The organism is Mucilaginibacter sp. UYCu711 (assembly GCF_050433825.1).
Lineage (GTDB): Bacteria > Bacteroidota > Bacteroidia > Sphingobacteriales > Sphingobacteriaceae > Mucilaginibacter.
Genome location: NZ_JBNPWM010000001.1, coordinates 739,760 through 760,080 on the forward strand (window position 1 = coordinate 739,760; position 20,321 = coordinate 760,080).

General features: G+C 39.2%; 12 protein-coding genes. 7 read left to right on the forward strand and 5 right to left on the reverse strand.

Going from position 1 to position 20,321, the window contains the following annotated elements; all coding sequences use genetic code 11:
- Nucleotides 1–41: 41 nt before the first annotated feature.
- Together ABIB50_RS03450 and ABIB50_RS03455 are read left to right on the forward strand one after the other, a co-directional pair.
- Nucleotides 42–1,319, forward strand: coding sequence for an MBOAT family O-acyltransferase (locus tag ABIB50_RS03450; RefSeq protein ID WP_429377274.1), 1,278 nt, complete (start codon nucleotides 42–44; stop codon nucleotides 1,317–1,319).
- Nucleotides 1,320–1,321: 2 nt separating this feature from the next.
- Entirely contained in the window at nucleotides 1,322–2,386 is a 1,065-nt protein-coding gene (locus ABIB50_RS03455; RefSeq protein WP_429377276.1) for a hypothetical protein, read from the forward strand.
- Nucleotides 2,387–2,501: 115 nt separating this feature from the next.
- Here ABIB50_RS03455 and ABIB50_RS03460 read toward each other — a convergent pair whose 3' ends face one another.
- On the reverse strand, nucleotides 2,502–3,173 hold the full coding sequence (locus ABIB50_RS03460; protein WP_429377278.1) for a GDSL-type esterase/lipase family protein: 672 nt from the start codon (nucleotides 3,171–3,173) through the stop codon (nucleotides 2,502–2,504).
- Between the two features lie 60 nt (nucleotides 3,174–3,233).
- Entirely contained in the window at nucleotides 3,234–4,850 is a 1,617-nt protein-coding gene (locus tag ABIB50_RS03465; protein ID WP_429377280.1) for a Na+/H+ antiporter, read from the reverse strand.
- A 176-nt stretch (nucleotides 4,851–5,026) separates the two neighbouring features.
- Here ABIB50_RS03465 and ABIB50_RS03470 point away from each other — a divergent pair, with 176 nt between their 5' ends.
- The 4 genes from ABIB50_RS03470 (at nucleotide 5,027) to ABIB50_RS03485 (ending at nucleotide 13,217) form a co-directional block, all read left to right on the forward strand.
- Nucleotides 5,027–6,490 carry a 3-keto-disaccharide hydrolase gene (locus ABIB50_RS03470; protein ID WP_429377281.1) on the forward strand — a complete coding sequence of 488 codons (1,464 nt, stop codon included), beginning with the start codon at nucleotides 5,027–5,029 and terminating at the stop codon, nucleotides 6,488–6,490.
- A 14-nt stretch (nucleotides 6,491–6,504) separates the two neighbouring features.
- On the forward strand, nucleotides 6,505–8,586 hold the full coding sequence (locus ABIB50_RS03475) for a plastocyanin/azurin family copper-binding protein (RefSeq protein WP_429377282.1): 2,082 nt from the start codon (nucleotides 6,505–6,507) through the stop codon (nucleotides 8,584–8,586).
- 294 nt (nucleotides 8,587–8,880) lie between these two features.
- Nucleotides 8,881–11,064: a serine hydrolase gene (locus ABIB50_RS03480; protein ID WP_429377284.1), complete on the forward strand. Its 2,184-nt coding sequence runs from the start codon at nucleotides 8,881–8,883 to the stop codon at nucleotides 11,062–11,064.
- A gap of 113 nt (nucleotides 11,065–11,177) precedes the next feature.
- A complete protein-coding gene (locus tag ABIB50_RS03485; RefSeq protein WP_429377286.1) occupies nucleotides 11,178–13,217 on the forward strand; it encodes an alpha-galactosidase in 2,040 nt (679 codons plus the stop codon).
- Nucleotides 13,218–13,229: 12 nt separating this feature from the next.
- On the opposite strand, the gene ABIB50_RS03490 is transcribed toward ABIB50_RS03485, so the two are convergent.
- The 3 genes from ABIB50_RS03490 to ABIB50_RS03500 form a co-directional block, all read right to left on the reverse strand.
- Nucleotides 13,230–15,773 (reverse strand): hypothetical protein, encoded by a 2,544-nt coding sequence (locus ABIB50_RS03490; RefSeq protein WP_429377287.1) that lies wholly within the window; start codon nucleotides 15,771–15,773, stop codon nucleotides 13,230–13,232.
- 342 nt (nucleotides 15,774–16,115) lie between these two features.
- The gene (locus ABIB50_RS03495) at nucleotides 16,116–17,453 is read right to left on the reverse strand and encodes a sensor histidine kinase (protein WP_429377289.1); all 1,338 of its coding nucleotides are present in this window, start codon (nucleotides 17,451–17,453) and stop codon (nucleotides 16,116–16,118) included.
- Nucleotides 17,443–18,804, reverse strand: a complete 1,362-nt coding sequence (locus ABIB50_RS03500; protein ID WP_429377291.1) for a sigma-54-dependent transcriptional regulator — start codon at nucleotides 18,802–18,804, stop codon at nucleotides 17,443–17,445. The genes ABIB50_RS03495 and ABIB50_RS03500 overlap by 11 nt, the downstream gene beginning before the upstream one ends.
- A gap of 259 nt (nucleotides 18,805–19,063) precedes the next feature.
- On the opposite strand from ABIB50_RS03500, the gene ABIB50_RS03505 reads away from it, so the two are divergent.
- Nucleotides 19,064–20,317: an efflux RND transporter periplasmic adaptor subunit gene (locus ABIB50_RS03505; protein WP_429377293.1), complete on the forward strand. Its 1,254-nt coding sequence runs from the start codon at nucleotides 19,064–19,066 to the stop codon at nucleotides 20,315–20,317.
- Nucleotides 20,318–20,321: the final 4 nt, after the last annotated feature.

Consider the following 20,321-nt stretch of genomic DNA (forward strand, 5'->3'; position numbering starts at 1 on the left):
TATTACTTCTTATTACCAGTTGTTATTTTTATATCACTTTTGTGCCCGCATACTTGTTAATTATAGCGTTTACAATAGTTATAGATTATTACGCTGCCCTTGCGATTGAAAAAACGCCAAATAAGAAAAAAAGAAAGTCGCTATTGATTTTAAGTTTAATCGCTAACATTGGTGTATTAGCCATTTTTAAATATTATAACTTTTTTGCTTCAAATATCAATGTGCTTTTAAATGGGCATGGTTCTTTGTCATACCTTAAAATACTGCTGCCCATTGGCTTATCATTTCATACTTTTCAAGCTATGAGTTATACTATAGAGGTATACAGGGGCAATCAGGCAGCGGAAAAACATTTCGGAATATATGCCCTTTATGTGATGTTTTATCCGCAACTTGTTGCCGGACCTATTGAAAGACCTCAAAATATTATCCATCAGTTTTACGAAAAACATCCATTTGATTTTAATAATTTAAAAGCCGGGTTAATGCAAATGGCTACAGGCTTATTTAAAAAAGTGGTTATTGCAGATCGGCTCGCTATACTTGTTGATGGTGCTTATTTGCATCCGCAAACACAATCCGGTACTACACTATTAGTTTCAACACTATTTTACAGCTTTCAAATTTACTGTGATTTTTCGGGCTATTCAGATATAGCGATTGGGGCGGCAAGGACAATGGGTTTCACCCTAATGGATAATTTCAGAGCCCCTTATTTCTCGCGCTCTGTAAATGAATTCTGGACACGTTGGCACATATCACTATCAACATGGTTTCGGGATTATTTGTACATACCGTTGGGTGGTAATAGGGTAAAGGTTAGCAGGTGGTTTCTTAACCTGATGATCGTTTTTATTATCAGCGGTTTTTGGCATGGAGCCAATTGGACTTTTATTGTTTGGGGAGCGCTCCACGGTGCATTTTTGATTGTACATATTGCCTTTAATAAATTTTTGCAACATTGGGGATATAAGTTTAAACCCAACCCGTTAAAAACGTTTTTACAAATTATATTCACTTTTTTACTGGTATCCTTTGCCTGGGTTTTTTTCAGGGCAACTTATATTTCAGATGCTGTTTATATTTTAAAAAGTATCTTTCACTTAAATGTTCATGATCAGGTTCAATTCTCATTAAATAATAACGAAATATGGTTCTCGGTATTCCTTATCGCTCTGCTTTGTTTAAAAGAGCGGTTTTACCTCACTATTCCAACCAAAAAGAATCTTTCGTTCATTATGCTGTTTTCGATAATCATTTTTAGCTGCTACTTCTTTGGTGTGTTTAACAACAAACAGTTTATCTATTTTCAATTTTAGACATGAAAAAGATAATTGGAATTTTAATACTGGTTTTTGCAAGCATTGTATTTATTGCAAGCGCGGTTAGCGAACTGACCAATTCTTTTTTTGGGTTAAGGAACAAAACGTCCGTTCGTGAAAAATGGTGGGGATCAGACAAAGGTGCCGCAGGTGACCTTTATGGCTTTACCTGTTTAACTCAATTTTGTGTATCAGATACATCCATTCTTCGAAAACCTGATTGTAGTGGTACTAATAAAAGTTACAATATTTATGCGCTTACGGATAGTTATACCGAGGATATTTTTAAACATCCAGATTATTTCTGTGGGGCTAATAAATGCGGGTACGCATTTTCAAATAATGGAGATGTGCTTCCCGTTCATTTAGATACAACACAGAGAAATATTGTAATGATAGAATGCGTTGAAAGAAATATTAGAACAAGCCTGGCGGATTCTTCCCACTTAAAAGGGTTTCTAACTATTTTAAAGGAGAAAATAAATGAAACGAAAGCAGCCGAAAAGGCGCATAGCTTTCATTTTCATTTCAATATTAAAAACTTAGACGGTGACTATGAGACCAACCTTTGGGATTATCGGTTCTTGAGGCCATTAAAACAGCTAAAATCGAAGATGACTTTTAATATTTTCAACAGAACGTATGTAGATGCATTAGTTTCGCCTGATGGTAAATATCTGTTGTATCAGTCTACAGTTGATACATCATTTATTCAAAGCTCCTATCGGCCAATTGAGGATAAAGAATTAAAGGCAATTATAACAAGCTTGAATGTTGCTTATGAACATTATAAGCGTCTAGGTTTTGACGAAGTTTATTTATCCATAATACCCAATCCAACCACTATTCTTTACCCCAATTACCACGGATTAAAGTATAACCAGTTAATACCAAGATTAGAAAATGATCCGAGATTAAAGCTAAAAGTATTTGGCATCTATGATGTCTTTAGAAAAAGTTCGGAAAAAGATAAACTTTACCAACGGTCAGATACGCACTGGACCAGATTTGGCAGTATGGTTTGGCTGAATGAATTTAATCGGAAAATGGCATCCCACTTATAAAAATAACTGCGATTGGCAATATAGTGTTAATAATAGTGATTATACCATTAAACTGTCTGACAAAGGATACACACAAGCGTTGAACTTGAAATAGTAAGTGAGGTCTTGTATCCGATTATTTAATCAAATACGGCTTCACCGCTTTTTCCCAAATGGCATAGCCTAACTTGGTCATATGGAGTTTATCGCCGACATATAATTCGGGCCTTAATTTGCCGTTGTCAAGCATCAATGGGTATACATCAACAAAAACGGCGTTTTTATCAGCAGCGAAGAAAGATTTCATCTTGGCGTTAAATTCAAGCTCCATGGGCATTATTTTTTCGCGTGACGGGCTTGGTTTCATACCAATATAAAGAATCGGTACTTCAGGCATTTTAGCACGAATAGCTTGATATAATATCATGGTACGATTGTATACTGAATCGACGTTAACTATCGCATTAGCTGCCACCAGGTCATTTTCGCCAACATAAATCACGATCTGCTTTGGCTGATACTTAAATACAAGATCATTTACGTAACGGGTAATATCGTTAGTTACCGCGCCGCCTATCCCGCGGTTTAAAGCGGCGTATTCAGCAAAGGTATATTCCACGTCGTCCCACTTACGGATAGAAGAGCTTCCTGTAAATACTATAGGGTGTTGCGGGGCTGCAAACATGCCATCATACTTTTTTATCACTTGTACATCGTCCCAAAACGGTGGCTTTGGAGTTTGTGCTGTTTGCGAAAAAGCTGAAGTAATAAATAAACTAAAAAAGGCAATAATGATATATCTTTTCATTTCAATGGGTAATTAAATTGGTCTCGCAAATTAATGCAAAAAAATACACATATCAACTTACTATTCGCCAGCTTCAAAATGCTGGCGCAATTTCTCTTCCTCCAGGTCAAGCAATTCAAGCTGATGCCTTACAAGCGTATCACTTATGTTTTCTTTTTTATTAAGTGTTAGCAACAGCGCACGTTGCTCTCTTAGCAGATGCGCCATTATCTTACGGTAATCTTTATAAAAATCATTGGCACGCTCTACATTATCATCCTTTTCCCAATCTTTTAAAAACTCCATATCGGTAGTATATCGCAGCTTAAGCGATTTTACCATACCGTTGTGCTTTGCATACTCGTGGTAATCTTCGTCCAGTATTTTAAGCGATAGGTGCGATAGCTTTTTGCGTACCAGTTGCCTTTGTTGTTCTATAGACATGCCAGCAAGATCAGGATCAGGCATATTTACAAGTTTTATCACTGCCGGTAATGTTAGTCCCTGCAAAACCAGTGTAACCAATATTACGCTAAAGGTCATGAATAGGATCATATCTCGATTAGGAAACGGATGACCCGGGCTAAGTGCTACTGGGATACTTAAAGCTGCCGCTAATGATACCACACCGCGCATGCCGGTCCAACCTAATAATATAGGTGCCCGGAAACCTGGGTTAGGGTCGGCCACGGTAATGATCTTGCTCATAACCATAGTAATTACGGTAGCGCCAAAAGTGCTGGCAAACCGGGTCACAATTAAAACAGCCGTTATAATGGTGCTATATTTAATTGCCGGCGCTAAACCATTAGGCCCAAGGTTTTTAATGATGACCGGAAACTCCAATCCTATCAGGATAAATACAATTCCGTTTAATATAAATGCAACGGCTTCCCATACATTTACTCCTTGTAAACGGCTGCGATGAGACAAAAACTGTTGCTGACGGAACGATAGAAATAAACCACCACTCACTACAGCTAACACGCCCGAAAAGTGAAACTGCTCTGCCGCCATATACATGGCGTATGGCGTAATAAAAGTAAGTACCACATCCATATTGTTTGATGTAGGTAACCAGCGATGAATGGCATAAAACAATAACGCAACTAAAATACCTACCGCAATACCCATAACAATTACCAATACAAAACTGGTAGCTGCTTCTTGAAATACAAACGTACCGGTAAGCACAGCCGCTAACGCGAAGCGAAAAACTACCAAACTGGAAGCGTCGTTCATTAAGCTTTCGCCTTCTACAATGGTGATGAAGCGACGGGGCACTTTAATGGTTTTAAGTATTGCGCTGGCCGAGACTGCATCAGGAGGTGAGATAATCCCACCCAATAAAAAGCCGGTTGCCAGGGTAAAGCCCGGAATAAGGCTTGCCGAAACAAAAGCTACCACGCACGAAGTAAGTATAACCACCGGGAAGGCAAAACTGCTGATAACCCGTCGCCATTTCCAAAAGTCCTTCCATGAAGTGTTCCAGGCAGCTTCATAAAGCAGGGGCGGTAAAAATATCACGAATATCAATTCGGGCTGTATCTCAACCCCACGCAAAAAAGGGACAAAACCTAAAGGCAAACCAATTAAAACCAACACAATTGGGTAGGCTATCTTTATTTTCTGCGCCAGCATTACGCTAAATAAAATTATAGCTAAAAGGCAGGTGTATTGAATAACGGTATTATGCATGCAATAAAAATACAACAAACCACCGTAAACAGCGTACAACAGTAAGCCAAATCTTAACAGATCAAGTTTTTTAAATAAAAGTTGACTATACAAGTTGAAAATTGGTATTAAAATTACATATTTGTATTAAAACCAATAGACACTATTCTTTCTATCGTCTTACTAAATTTAAGTTTATGCAACACAAGTACATGCTAAAATGTATCCCATTGCAGGCGTTTTTATTAGCAGCCTGTATGCCTTTTTTTGCCTTAGCGCAAAGGGGAGGAGGCCAACTAAATCAACAGATCGCGCTGAATGATCTTTCGGCTTTTAAAAGCCCAAGCGCAAACTGGTCGGTAGCAAGCTCGGTCTCGGCCGATTTTGTTAAGCACAACACCATCACCAAAAAAGATGGGACAGGCATACTGGTAAGTATCCCCGGTAAAGAAAAAAACGAAGATATCTTCACCACTATGGAACATGGGGATATTGACCTAAGCGTTGATTTTATGATGCCTAAAGAGTCAAACTCTGGTATCTATCTTCAGGGTCGTTATGAGATCCAGTTACTTGACAGCTGGGGTAAATCAGCCCTTACAAGCGGCGATTTGGGCTCAATATATGAGCGTTGGGATGATGCCCGACCTGCCGGACAGCAAGGTTATGATGGTGTAGCGCCGCGTATTAACGTTAGCCGGGCACCCGGCCTTTGGCAAAACATCCGCATAGCTTTCCAGGCACCAAAGTTTGACGCATCCGGTAAAAAAATAGCTAACGCACGTATTGTAAGGATTATATTAAATGGTGTTACTATTATTGAAAATGCCGAGTTGCAGGCTCCAACCCGCGGATCGGCATTTGCTAATGAGGCGGCCACTGGCCCATTGCGCATCCAGGGCGATCATGGCGCGGTAGCTCTTAAAAATATCCGCTATTCAACCAGGGTAAACAGTATGCAGGTTGATGGTACACGCAACGTTTGGGACGCTAACGAAAAACCTGTTAATATTGAAGTTAAAGGCGAGCCGGTGGTATTTCGCAGCTTTATGGATATCCCGGGTAAACGTATAACCCACTCTGCAAGTGTTGGTTTATTGCACAATATCAGCTTTGGGTATGATTTGAGTAATGGTGCTGTTTATCAAATATGGAAAGGCGCGTTCCTTGATGCTTCGCCAATGTGGTTATCGCGTGGCGACGGTAATTCTAGAGCGATTGGTAGTGTGATACCTTTAGATGATAAACCGGCATTAGCTTATATTCATGAAGAAGCGCAAGCCTGGCCGGATAGTTTGGCAACAGGTGTTTTTCGCGCTAAAGGTTATGAGCTGGATGCCGATGGTATACCAACTTTTAAATACAACTATGATGGCATTTTAATTAATGACAAAGCAACCAGTGAAGATGGTAAAAACTTAGATCGTAAAATTTGGGTTGACGGCCCGGCACCAAAAGACTTGTATGCCCGCGTTGCTGATGCCCGCGACATTACCGACCTGGGTAATGGCATGTACGCCATAAATAACTTTACTTATTATGTACAATTGGATAAAAGTGTGAAACCGCTAATCCGTACATCTGCAAAAGGTAAGGAATTGCTTTTACCTCTGAAAAACACAGATAAAGGCACCTTTGTACAATATTCATTGATCTGGTAATAAAACGCATTAAAATGAAAGCTATTTATAAAAATATATTAATTACCGCCACCGCAACTTTAGGCTTTACGGCCACATTTGCGCAGGCTGGTAAAAAATCAAATACAGAAAAAGATTATTATCGCATAGTTACGGTTCCGGTGCCGGAAGGCGTGGAGCTGGAAGTTGGCGGTTTAACTACCTTGCCTAATGGCGATCTGGGTGTATCAACGCGCCGCGGCGATGTCTACGTTATATCAAATCCTTATCAACTAAATGGAAGCCTGCCATACTATAAAAAGTTTGCTTCCGGGATGCACGAAGTATTGGGCCTGGCTTATACAGGCGGCAACTTTTACTGCGTACAACGCGGTGAGCTAACCAAACTGATAGATAAAAACGGCGACGGTAAAGCCGATATTTACGAAACGGTATACGCCTGGCAGTTATCAGGTAACTATCATGAATATTCTTACGGCCCTGTAGTGATGCCTAACGGACACTTAATGGTAAACCTAAACGTTGCCTTTGCCGAAGAATGGTGGCGTGGTAAAAGCTTTAGACCATGGCGGGGATGGAGCCTGGATATTACACCCGATGGCGATATGAGCCCTTATGCAACGGGCTTTCGTTCGCCTTGCGGGCAGGGTATTGTAGATGGAAAATATTTTTATTCTGAAAACCAGGGCGACTGGATAGGTTCGGGTTATATTATGCAGTTAGATAAAGGCGACTTTGCCATGCATCCTGCCGGATTGAATTGGGCCGCTGACCCATCATCGCCGGTTAAAGTTCGCACAGAAGATATTTACGCCCTGGTAGATAAACGTTTCAATGACCCGGAAGGTAAGATAGAGGATCGTGATCCAAAACGTCCATATAAAACATTGGCAGAAGTTTCGGCTATAGTTGGTAAAGGTTTTAAAGCGCCCACGGTATGGCTGCCGCATGGTGTGTTAGGGCAATCAACATCAGCATTAATTCAAATACCAAGAGATGATAAGTTTGGCCCGTTTGCGGGCCAGGTATTGGTAGGCGATCAGGCGCAAAGCCGTATCAACCGTGTGTTCTTAGAAACTGTTAAAGGCCAGTATCAAGGCGCGGCATTTGCGTTCCGCGAAGGCTTTGAGTCGGGTGTGTTGAGAATGGCCTGGGGAGCAGATAATTCGTTGTTCGTTGGCCAAACCAGCCGCGGTTGGGGATCAACCGGGCAAAAAATATTTGGCTTGCAACGTTTAGTTTGGGCAAATAAAACACCATTTGAAATGAAGGCAGTGCGCGCAATGCCTGACGGTTTTGAAATTGAATTTACCAAGCCTGTAAACAAACAAGCAGCAGCCGACCCTGATAACTATAATATTACCGGATTTACGTATAAATATCACCCGGTTTATGGTAGCGCCACCATCCGCGAGAAAAACCATATTGTTAACGCAGCTATTGTATCAGAAGATGGTTTGCGTGTTCGTTTGGTAGCCGATAGCTTGCGTGAAAAATATATTCACGAAATTAAGGTTGACAACAAAGTAGTATCGGCTGATAGTAGCTTTACTTTATTACACCCGGTAGCTTACTACACGTTAAACAATATTCCTGATGGTGCAAAACTTAATGTGCCTAAAAGAAAAGCTAAAATGGTGCACGATATGGGGGGCATGAATATGAACGTACCTGCGCCAGCGGCAACTAAGGCTACTACCGGCGCTGCGCTAAAAAAGAACCAAACGGTTAAGCCGGCTTCATGGACTACTATTGATCAAACAATTACCTTAGGTACTAAACCTGGTTTAAAATATGATAAAACTGAGCTTACCCTAAAAGCAGGTGCTAAAGTTAAGTTGACGTTCACTAACAATGATGACATGCCTCATAATTTTGTAGTTGTACCGCAAGGCCAGGCCATCCCGGTAGGTGAGTTGGGTACAAAACTTGGATTACAGGCAGTTAAGCTAAGCTATATTGCCAATACCCCAAAAGTATTGTTCAATGCTACGCTTGTTGGGCCCGGTTCATCACAAACTATTTATTTTGTGGCCCCTAAAGCCGGTAAGTATACTTATGTATGTACAGTACCGGGCCATTTTTATGTGATGCAAGGTACGTTAACGGTTGAGTAACCAACTTTAGTCATACACCGAAAGGCAGTAATGATATACCTATCATTACTGCCTTTTTTGTTATAATGTCTAAACCACCGCCTTTGGCGGTAGGTTAGGGGTGGAGGCTATGCTAGAAACCATAAGCTCAGTTTCTGAGCGACTATGATTGTTTAGGTGAGATTGCTCACAGGACATTTAAAGCCACCACCTTAGGTGGTGGTTGTTTACTTAATAACATTAACAGCATTATTACAGATAGTTATATACTTGCTTTACAATAATTAGGTAATTTAGGTCACCAATATGTTCCTGATGATAAAAGCGACTCGTATCCTTTTTTTAGCTTGCTTGTTTCTATCGCTTAGTTCAAGAGCACAAACGCTTGTAAAAAAAGAATTTGTTTGGCAGCGCTCAACTCCCGAAGCACAAGGGATGTCATCCGATAAACTGGAGACACTCAAAAAAAGCTTATTATCAAAAGGTACCAAGAAATTACTCATCATTAGAAACGATAAGATCATCTGCGAGGCATTTGCAAAGGGCTGGAGCGATTCTTTGGTTACAAGCGGCACAGCGTCATTGGCAAAGGCGTTGATTAGTGGTATGTCTTTAAACGCGGCCATAGCCGATGGGTATATTGCCGCCGATGCCCCAGCTTGTTTATATATCCCTGCCTGGAAAAAATCAGATGTTAAATCAAAGATCACCATTCGCCAATTAGATACCCATACGTCGGGCCTCGAGGACTCGGAAGGGACCGATGCGCAGATGGATCAACTTATCGCCAAAAAGAAAGACCGGCACATGGATCTGCCGGGCTGGAAAGGCCAGTTCTGGCGGAAAAATCCCGACCCGTTCACTTTATCGCGCGATAGCGCAAAAGTTTTATTTAAACCGGGTACAGGCTCTGAATATAGTAACCCCGGTATAGCCATGTTGAATTATGCAGTTACCAGCAGTATTCAAAACTCGCCTTATAAAGATATAGCTACCTATTTAGATCAGCGTGTGTTTAGCAAGATAGGTATAAAAAAGGGCACGTATTCGGTAGGGTATAAAACCTCCTATAAAGTTGATGGCTTAAATTTAATTGCAGGTTGGGGTGGGGCTGCTTTTACCGCTGATGCAGTTGCCCGGATAGGCAGATTGGTATTAAAGAAAGGAAACTGGCAGGGCGAGCAAATAATAGACTCGGCAGTGATGAAACAAGCTTTAACTGTAGATGGTACAATAAACTCGGTTAATTTAAATGCATTAGCTATTCCTGACAGATCAGATAAATCGGGTGATGATCCTGCCCCGATAGCTGCCTTAGGCTGGTTTATTAATAGCACAGGCTCTTTCAAATCGCTACCCCGCGATGCGTTTTGGGGTGCGGGTGCAGGCGAGCAAATATTGCTGGTTATACCAAGCCTGAACATTATTGTGGTGCGGATGGGCGAAACAATGAATAAGAACACTACTGGCGACAGCTATTGGAAGTTTATTGAGAACAACCTTTTTAACCCGGTAGCTGATGCTGTTGAAGCGTCACCATATCCGCAAAGCGATTATATCACGTCGGCAAAGTTTGCCCCGGCTAATGAAGTTATCAGGATGGCTGAGGGTGGCGACCTATGGCCCTCAACCTGGGGAGATGATGGGCTGATGTATACGGCTTATGGTGATGGTAACGGGTTTAAACCATTTACAGAAATAAAGCTAAGCTCGGGTTTGGCGGTAGTGTCAGGGAACCCGCCCAATATAAAAGGGCAAAATATCCGCAGCGCATCAGGCGAACGGGTAGGACAGGGGCCTGCCGGCGTAAAGGCAAGCGGGATGATAATGATTGACGGCAAATTGTATATGTGGGTAAGAAATACTAATAACGCGCGGCTGGCCTACTCGACAGATCATGGAAAAAACTGGACCTGGGCCGACTGGAAAATTGATACCAGTTTTGGCTGCCCCAACTTTGTTAATTACGGTAAAAATAATGCAGGTGCTAAAGATAACTACGTTTACGTATACTCGGTTGATGATGCCAGCGCTTATAAATACGCGGATAAAATAGTTATGGCTCGGGTTAATAAAACCCAACTGATGAACTGGAAGGCTTACGAGTTTTTTGCAGGATATAGTAAAGCAGGTTTGGCAATTTGGTCGGAGGATATCAGTAAGCGTCAACCGATCTATGTAAACCCCGGTAAAACCTATCGCTCAGGCATGACGTATGATGCACCTTTAAAAAGATATTTATGGTGCCAGGTGATTCCACTTTCAGGAGCTAAAGAAGAACAGGGGCCAAGATTTAAAGGAGGTTTAGGGATATTTGAATCACCAAATCCATGGGGCCCATGGAAAACCGTTTATTACACAAGGGAGTGGGATATGGGTCCGGGCGAATCTGGCAGTTTGCCTGTGAACTGGATGAGCAAAGATGGAAAATCACTTTATTACCTCTTCTCGGGTAACGATTCTTTTTCTATAAGAAAATTAGTAGTGCAAACAAGGTAAACTTACGCGGAGCTTAGACTGTTGTGGTATGGGTAATTGTGCTTAATAATAAGCTTATAGCGCTTAGTAACTGTGATCCGCCTTTGTATACTTTTGTTTAAACTTATTAAATTATGTTAAGAGTAAATGTTGTTATTGCTTTCTTTTTAATTTTGACTTGTGAATCTTTTGGAGCAATAAAAAACCAACAATACATAGTTCCGTTCGGCAAAAAAAATCAATTGATAATTGATGTAAATACTGGCCTATATACTGTAAAGTATAGTGGTAAAATTACTGTAGCTAATGCGTCAGCTTCGTTTTTGGTTGGGAATAATAAATATCAAACAGCTGATTTTAAAAAGCGTATAGTAAAAATTGAAAGCATTCAGGATAAAATGGGGGCAGGCAAGTTAGTTTCGCTTATTTCAACAGCAGTTGATTTGCCTGTTACGATACAGCGATTTTATTGTTATGCTAATAAAGATTTCATTATTACCGAACTGGAGATAGATGGACATGCCCTAAGCTCTAATTACATGGCGCCGCTTATCACTAACAAAGCAAACCTTTACGCCGGCAATAAACTCCAAACTTTATTTGTGCCATTTGATAACGATACTTTTATAAGATATCAATCCAAAGAATTAAATGAACAAAATAACACCAGCGCCGAAGTTGGCGTTGTGTATGATAATGAATCAAGAAAAGGGTTGATATTAGGATCGCTTACACATGATAGCTGGAAAACGGGGGTTAAAAGCGCAGGTAATGAAAACTTAATAAACCAGTTGGAAATCTTTGGCGGGTTAAACGAAGTAACCATAACCCGCGATTCGATGGCACATGGTTCATTAAAGGGTGATAAGATCATTTCTCCTAAAGTATTCCTGGGTTATTTTGCCGACTGGCGGAAGGGGATGGAAACTTATGCACGTACTTGCAGCACAATAGAAGGCAGACATATCAAACCATGGGCTAAGGCAACACCGGTTGGCTGGAACAGTTGGGGTGCTATTGGCTCACATCTTACTTATGAAAAAGCTACCGGAGTAGTTGATTTTTTTGATAAACAAATACCCAATTTTCGTAACGCTGATAACACCGCTTATATTGATCTTGACTCGTATTGGGATAATATGGTTAGCGGAGGTTTTAAAGGAGATTTCTCCAAACTTAAGGACTTTGTAGACTACTGTAAAGAACGAAATTTACAGCCAGGTGTTTATTGGGCACCGTTTACCGACTGGGGATTTAAATCAAAAAATACAGAACGTACGGCAGAAGGTGGCAATTACAAATTTGCTGATATGTGGACAAAAACCGATAAAGGCTATCACGATCTTGATGGGGGAAGGGCACTTGATCCAACCCATCCCGGTACCCAGGCCCGTATCGCTTTTGTATTAGGGAAATTGAAAGATTGCGGGTTTAAAATGATTAAGATCGATTTTTTAGGACACGGTGCAGCCGAGTCGAGCAGGTTCTATGATACTGATATTACCACAGGCATGCAGGCCTACAAAGTAGGTATGGAAACAATAAGTAAAGTGCTGGGTAATTCAATGCTTGTTTATGCTGCTATATCGCCATCGTTAGCTACAGCCCCCTATGTAAATATGCGCCGGATTGCCTGCGATGCTTTCCATTCAATCAAAGACACAGAATATTCGTTAAACAGCGTAACCTATGGCTGGTGGCAAACCTACTTGTATGATTATGTCGATGCCGATCATTTAGTCTTTGAAAAAGAAAATGCCGGTGCCAACCGTGCCCGGCTAATATCAGGCTTAATTACCGGATCGGTAATATTGGGTGATGATTACAGCAAAGATGCACCCTGGCAGCAACAGGTTAAAGAGTGGTTGCAAAAACCCGAAATTAAACAGTTAATAAAGAGCGGCAAAGCTTTTATGCCGGTTGATGGTAGTGCAGGAAGTTCTGCAGCCCGGGCTTTTATCCGTAAAGATGCTGATGCGGTTTACCTGGCTGTATTTAACTATAAAACACAACCCGCCAATATAATTCTTAACACACAGCGACTGGGCTTAACTATCAACAAAAAGTATATTTTTAAAGAATTGTTAGGCGGAGATTCAATTACCAGTTCAGGCAATTTTACAATATCATTTAACAGGGAAGGTGCCTTTATTTACCGGATACTTTTAAAGTAAATACAGGTTGAACTATTTGTTTATGGTTTGCAGAAAAAGCTTGGCATTTAACCGGCAATCTCTGATTATTTTGTTGAAATCATAATTAACCTGTTTATAAAACTCGGGGGCTAAATTTTGAAGCGTCATACTTTTTAAAATAATAGACGATATATAAAGCTTCGAAAATTTATAACCATACTTAGTAGTGATATTATTCACATTTTTCATTTCGCCCGGTATCAGGTTTTCCTTCGATGTATTTATAAATGTATTGATCTTTAAACTGTGAAAATAGATACGCATGTAGGGTGTTAGCAGATCATCGCTCTTTTTATAAGCTGCTGAAATTAAAGCGTATATTTCTGCAACCTTATCATGTTCACCCAACTCAAAATATGAGGTTGCTGCAAGCGTATTTATAAAAAAACCGTATTGCGATATGTGTTCTTCAAGTATATCTGTATGGTAATTATTTCTTAAAAAGTTAATAAACCTGAGTGTCTTTTTGGGGTTATTACTTAATAATAAGGTATATAAACCTAAAAGGTAAAGCATATCATTTGCTGCACTTTTTTTCAATGTTGACACATGATCTGCATTGAAGTATAGTTTTGTTAAATCAGCTAAGACCTCTGTTTTTATTATACCATATTTTAAGTGATAATAGATTGCATCCAGGCAGTTTAATGGATTTACACCAAACGACTCATATTCTGCTTTTGGGAAAGATTTAAGGTTGACTAAACTGCTTTCCAATTCATTAAGATCAACCTGGATGGCTGCTATTATAGCTAATGTAGAATGAATAAGTATTTTCTTTTTGTTTGAAAGCTCAAACTTTAATAATACCTGCAGGAATTTCTTATAATCAGAATTAATAAGCTCCAAACCAAAAAAGTAATCAAATAATTTTTCACTAAAAGAGTGTTTAAAATATTGTATTAATGAAGCGTTTCTGTTAGTTGATGAATATTCACTTTCTAAAACCTCACCCAAAAAAGTTATAAGATCTGATTTTTCGTTTGTGTTTAAGTATACTTCTGTTATATATTCAATGCTTTTTAATTGTCCTGATTTTATAGCATGTATAACACACCATTTTAATACATTTACTTTATGCGTGTTATTGATAAGTAGGTTATTTATTACAGTTACCAGATCGGCATCAAACAAATTGCCATTATTATACAGTAATATTTTAGCGATGCTGTGCTCAAGGTAGTCATTATTGCCAAATACGATGTAAGTATTGTATTGATAATTGCTGCTCTCATTAAGCTCTCTTATAAATCCGATGCTTAATAGCTCCAGGTAGGCATGGGTATGTTTTTTAATAGTATTGTTTACTCTTAGTTTGTTTATTTGGTAAACGTTATTTTTTATATCTAACTCTTCAACCAGGTTTTTTATCAATAATATTTTCTCTGCCGAGTAATGACCCAGGTAAACTTTATTCAAAATAAAGGTGGATATCGTGTCATAGAAACAAAGATGATCAGCATTACTTAATGAGAAGTTTTCTTTGTGCTCTTGATAATAAAATTGAAAGTATAAGGGATGATTAAAATTCTCTGCTACATTAATAGTCAATGCATTTTCGGTTCCGGGCCGTATTTTTTGGCAGAGTGATTTAATTTCATCAAGACTAAACAAAGGCACATTGATAGAATGATTGTCTTTAAAACCTGTAAACCAGGTGTTGCTCCCAATCTCCAATTCATGTTTGTTATTTATCCAGGTTGCAGAACGCGTTGTCAGCACCAATTTAAACCATTCATGCGACCTATAAAATGAAAAAATATCTACAAGCTGGTTAAGTATCACCCTGAAATGATCGCTCTTAAACATGTGTTCATCAAAGCCATCGATAATAAGATAAAACTTACTGCTGCCTCTCTGCTTTATATCTAATAATACATTTACGTCATTATCAGTGGTGTAACCTAATAAAGCCAGCATCCAATCGTGGATATCCCTGCCGCTTATCAAAGCACTCATTATTGCATTACTGCTAAATAATAAAATGATGTCATTACTATTATTTAACTCATCAATGGCCATCTTTTTTTCGATCCATTGGCAAAGGGCGACGGTTTTGCCATATCCGGCAGGAGCGGCTATAAATGTACCTGTACACGTCGAATTAATAAACTCGTCAAGATGATAATCTATAAAATCCCTGTCTATTGTTTGATTGTATGGGATACCTGTTTTGTTTTTTAAAGTCTGTAGCGTAAATCTGGTTATTTTATTGGCATTTTGTTGCAGTACTTGCCAGTTTAAGTCATCATTAGATGTTGCTACCAGCTTTTCCTGCTTTTGGCAAAAGTCATCCCAACTTTTATAATTACAATATTTAGCCAGTACATTTAGGGTAAACAGTGATGGGCTGTATTTGCTATAGGCAAAGCCATATATGCGTTTAAATGTTGTTTCACTGATGCGATTACCATTTTTTTTAAATATCCTGTCTGATAACGCTTTACATTCCGATGGGAGCATATGGGTTATCCCCGCATTAATAAGCAGTATCTTTTTTAATTCTTCATACTTTGGTAATGAAACTACATTCATTAAGTCTTCCCTGTTATTTTAAGCCTGCTTTGTCATAACCATAGCGTGAAAATACTATGTTTTTATAGAAAACAAAACAAATCCCGCAGTATTTCAGCAGTCAGGTTGATTAGTAATCTTTTCTATCTATTTATAGTTCTGGCGCTAACCTGTATTTTTCTGTATTTCTGTGGTGCTTAATTCTCTACATACTAATGAGGCAACTTGTTTTTCGGAGGCTTATAATTTTATTGTTCAGTTAGTGAAATAACGAAATATAACCTAAAATTAAAGGGTCTCTAAGCGTATTATACAAAAATTAGAGAACAGCTGCCATTTATAGTTAATAATTTCCGTGCTATTTTAAAATAGCAGGATAAAGGCTGAACCTTCGCCTTCAATAGACTGAACCTGGATATTGCCTTTATGCAGCATCATAATTTGCTTGCATAAACTCAGGCCAATACCACTGCCGGTTTTACGGGTGCTAAAAAATGGAATAAATATCTTCTCCAATAACTCGGGCGGCATACCTACGCCATTATCGGCTATTTTTATTATTGGTTTATTGTTGGCTCCTGTTTCTGCAGTTAAAGTTAGGCAAGGTGTAGCGGTGTCTTTTACCGCATCAATAGCGTTAACCAATAAGTTTATTAATGTTTGCTCAACCAGGTTTACATCCATGTCAATAGTCATCTGCATATCGCGCAGTACTATATCTAATTCGATATTTTTTTTGGCAAGTGTAGGTTGCATCAAGTTGTTCAAGTTTTCAAACAGATCTCTAACCAACACAGATTTCATATCAAGCTTGGTGATCTTGTTTAAATTACGATAACTCTCCGTAAATTTAAGCAGGCCTTCGCTGCGGCGCTTAATGGTATCTATGCCAAGCTCTAAATCCTCCAGATCGGTTTTATCACCATCTTTTCCATAATTCTGCAACCAGTTTTTCAAAGTATCAGCTAATGATGAAATAGGGGCAACCGAATTCATGATCTCATGTGTCATTACATTCAATAGCTTTTGCCAGGCTTTGGATTCTGTTTCATCCAAAGCTTCACTAACATTTTGAAAAGCCAGTAACTTGTATAGCTTATCCTCGCTCCGCATGGCTGTTACGCTAAGTAATATTTTTATAATTTGCTTATTTCGGGTTATAGACACAACCTTGCTCTCGCCTGATTTAAGCAACATTACTTCATTATATAAAGCTTCATCGCGTTTTTTAAGTGAGTGTATAGTTTTGAGATAAGGAATGTCAAATATTTTTTTGAACGACTCATTCAGCCAGCCAATTTGCCCGCTTTCGTGCTCATAGGAAATAATGCCGGTATCTACCAGTTCTAATATTTTTTGCAGGTATTGATACTGGGTTTCCCGTTCGCGATTGATGTTTTTGAAGGTGTCATTTATGTCATTAAACCCCTTGCGTAGTGGCTTTAATTCAATAGGAGCATGGCTAACATCAAAGTGACGCGAGAAATCGCGGTAATGTACCGATTCAACAAATTGTTCTACCTCTTTATGCGCTTTTTTGTTGAATTTTAAAAAGTCCAGCAACTCAAAAGCAACTATGGGGGCACCAATTAGTAAGAACCAATATAATCCCTTAACTATAATTAAGCTAATAGCCAATAGTGTTAAAAACAACAAAAGTACGCGCAGCATTAAGCGCCATTCATATCGTTTAAATACCATATTTGCTTAATCTGCGGTAAAGGGCTGTACGGGTTAATCCCAATTCTTTAGCTGCACGGGTAATGTTACCGTTGTGTTTATCAATCACTTTTAAAATTGTGGTTTTTTCAACCATACTTAACGGCATATCATCAAATGTTTCAGCTTCGGGCGAGGTGTTTTCGATTGATGAAAATATCAGGTCATCAGCAGTTAAAACATCACTATCGGCCATAATAATTGCGCGTTCCATAATGTATTGTAACTCCCGCACGTTGCCCGGATAGCTGTAGTTATTTAGTTTTTGCAAAGCGCTATCACTAAAAGTTATGGTTGGTTTTAAATATTTTGCTGCGTATATAGTTGCAAAATGACGAGCCAAAAGTTCAATATCTCCACTCCGTTTACGTAACGGTGGCATATTTACTTCAACGGTATTGATACGGTAAACCAAATCCTTACGGAAACGATCATCATTAGCCAATTCACTTATGGGTAAGTTGGTTGCACAGATCAGCCTGATATCTATATCCGTCGGCTTATTGCTGCCCAGCCTGGTAACCTGGCGGTTTTGAAGGATGGTGAGCAGTTTTGCCTGTTGCCTTAAAGATATATTACCTATTTCATCCAAAAATAAGGTGCCGCCATGAGCGTCTTCAAAACGTCCTGCACGATCTTCACGCGCATCGGTAAACGCCCCCTTTTTATGTCCGAATAATTCACTTTCAAATAAGGTATCGGTTAATGAGCCCACATCTACCTTTATAAAGGGCCTGTTTGCACGTAATGAACGATCATGAATGGCCTTTGCCACCAAATCTTTGCCCGTACCATTTTCGCCCAATATCAATATGTTGGCATCAGTTGGGGCTATTTTATTAACCTTCAAAAAAACATCGTCCATTAATGATGATGTGCCAACCAAAGGGTTTGATGAGTTGTTCTTTTTTTCTGATAAGTTGTTCTTATTCTGATTGTTATCTTCGCTTTTATCAAGCAGGTCTTTAATTATTTCAAGCAGTTTTAAGTTATGCCATGGTTTAACCAAAAAGTCGGCAGCGCCTTCCTTTAATGATCTAACTGCCAGGTCAATATCGCCGTAAGCGGTAATCATTATCACAGTGACATTAGGCTTCCATTCCTTTATTTTGCGCAGCCAGTATAAACCCTCATTGCCGGTGTTTATAGCGCTGTTAAAATTCATGTCCAGCAAAATAATGTCCACTTGGTTTCTTTGCAACAGGCTGTTTAAATTTTCGGGGTTTTTCTCTGTGATAACTTCTTTTGCTTCTGATTTAAGCAACAGCTTTACCGCGGTAAGTACATCCGGGTCATCATCAACAATTAATACAGTGGCTTTCTTTAACAACATAACGGGTGAAAATACAATTAAATATAACAGGTATTGTGATTGTGCTATTCAAATATGTAACCATTATTTATAATTAGCTGTAAAACAAATTTTTGTATTAGTTAGGCTAAAAATAACTGTATCATAACCGTACACCTGCTGTTTCAAAAACGAACGTGTTTTTTTGTATTTTTTAATTATTGATTTGATTTACAGCTAATTATATTGTGGCACGTTGTTTTGTAAATTAGTGCAAATAACAAGGTCATATTTTAATATTGTGGACAGAAAAATCGAAAAGAAAAAGTGGAATACCAAACGCCTTTTAACAATAGGCGGTATTACAGCGTTGGTTTTATTAATAGCCGGCAGCATTTATTTTACATCGGGCAAAAGTAAGTTAGATGTAGATACTGAACGTATAACTATAAGCGAAATAACTAAAGGCCCCTTTATGGTTACTATACCTGTTAATGGTGTGGTAATGCCAAAAACCACTATATATTTAGATGCGGTTGAAGGCGGATTGGTTGAAGCCCGGTATGTTGAAGACGGCGCCAACCTTAAAAAAGGCGACCCGATACTTAAACTATCAAATACAGACCTGGAGTTAAACCTGGCTAACCAGGAAACTGCAGTATATGCTGCACAAACACAAATGCAGATCTCGCAAAATAATGCATTATCAAGCACCATTGGTAAATTAAACCAAATGGCAGATGTAGAGAATGCCTATAAAGAAGCAGAGCGCGTTTATAAGTTGGATAAACATTTATTTGAGCAAAAGGCTATTGGCTCGCAAGAATACCAGCAGGCTACCAATACTTATAACTACGCTTTAAACAGGCGCAAGTTAACCCAGCAAATATTAAAGCAGGATACCGCGCTCGCCAGGCAACAAGGTATACAGGCAAGAGAGCAATATGCTCAAATGAAAAATGCCTTAAATCTGATGCGTAAAAAGGTTGCCGATTTAACTGTAAGGTCGCCAATTGATGGCCAGTTAACCTCAATGGACTCGGAAGTTGGGCAGAACAAAAATAAAGGGGAACGTTTGGGCCAAATTGACGTCCTATCCGGGTATAAAGTTAGAGTTGATGTGGATGAGCACTATTTATCGCAGGTATATATCGGTTTATCCGGCACATTTACGTTTGCAGAAAAAACTTACACTTTAAAAATTAAAAAGGTATTTGCACAGATCGCCAACGGAAAATTCCAGGTTGATATGGAGTTTGTTGGCCCGGCCCCACAGGGTATACGCCGCGGCCAGACGCTGCAGATATTGTTAGCGTTGAGCGATGAATCGCAACAGGTACTGTTACCTAAAGGTGGTTTTTATCAGCAAACAGGTGGTAACTGGATCTTTAAAGTGAGCGAGGATGGCAAAATGGCTTATAAAGTAGATATCCAGCTCAACAGGCAAAGTACAGACTACTACGAAGTAACACAAGGCTTAAAACCTGGCGATAAAGTAATAACATCAAGCTATGAAACCTATGGCGACATACAGGAACTTATACTAAAGAAATAAACTG

Coding starts and splice junctions, on each gene's coding strand:
- ABIB50_RS03455 (WP_429377276.1), top strand. CDS start 1,322: ATGAAAAAGATAATTGGAATTTTAATACTGGTTTTTGCAAGCATTGTA.
- ABIB50_RS03460 (WP_429377278.1), bottom strand. CDS start 3,173: ATGAAAAGATATATCATTATTGCCTTTTTTAGTTTATTTATTACTTCA.
- ABIB50_RS03465 (WP_429377280.1), bottom strand. CDS start 4,850: ATGCATAATACCGTTATTCAATACACCTGCCTTTTAGCTATAATTTTA.
- ABIB50_RS03470 (WP_429377281.1), top strand. CDS start 5,027: ATGCAACACAAGTACATGCTAAAATGTATCCCATTGCAGGCGTTTTTA.
- ABIB50_RS03475 (WP_429377282.1), top strand. CDS start 6,505: ATGAAAGCTATTTATAAAAATATATTAATTACCGCCACCGCAACTTTA.
- ABIB50_RS03480 (WP_429377284.1), top strand. CDS start 8,881: ATGATAAAAGCGACTCGTATCCTTTTTTTAGCTTGCTTGTTTCTATCG.
- ABIB50_RS03485 (WP_429377286.1), top strand. CDS start 11,178: ATGTTAAGAGTAAATGTTGTTATTGCTTTCTTTTTAATTTTGACTTGT.
- ABIB50_RS03490 (WP_429377287.1), bottom strand. CDS start 15,773: ATGAATGTAGTTTCATTACCAAAGTATGAAGAATTAAAAAAGATACTG.
- ABIB50_RS03495 (WP_429377289.1), bottom strand. CDS start 17,453: ATGGTATTTAAACGATATGAATGGCGCTTAATGCTGCGCGTACTTTTG.
- ABIB50_RS03500 (WP_429377291.1), bottom strand. CDS start 18,804: ATGTTGTTAAAGAAAGCCACTGTATTAATTGTTGATGATGACCCGGAT.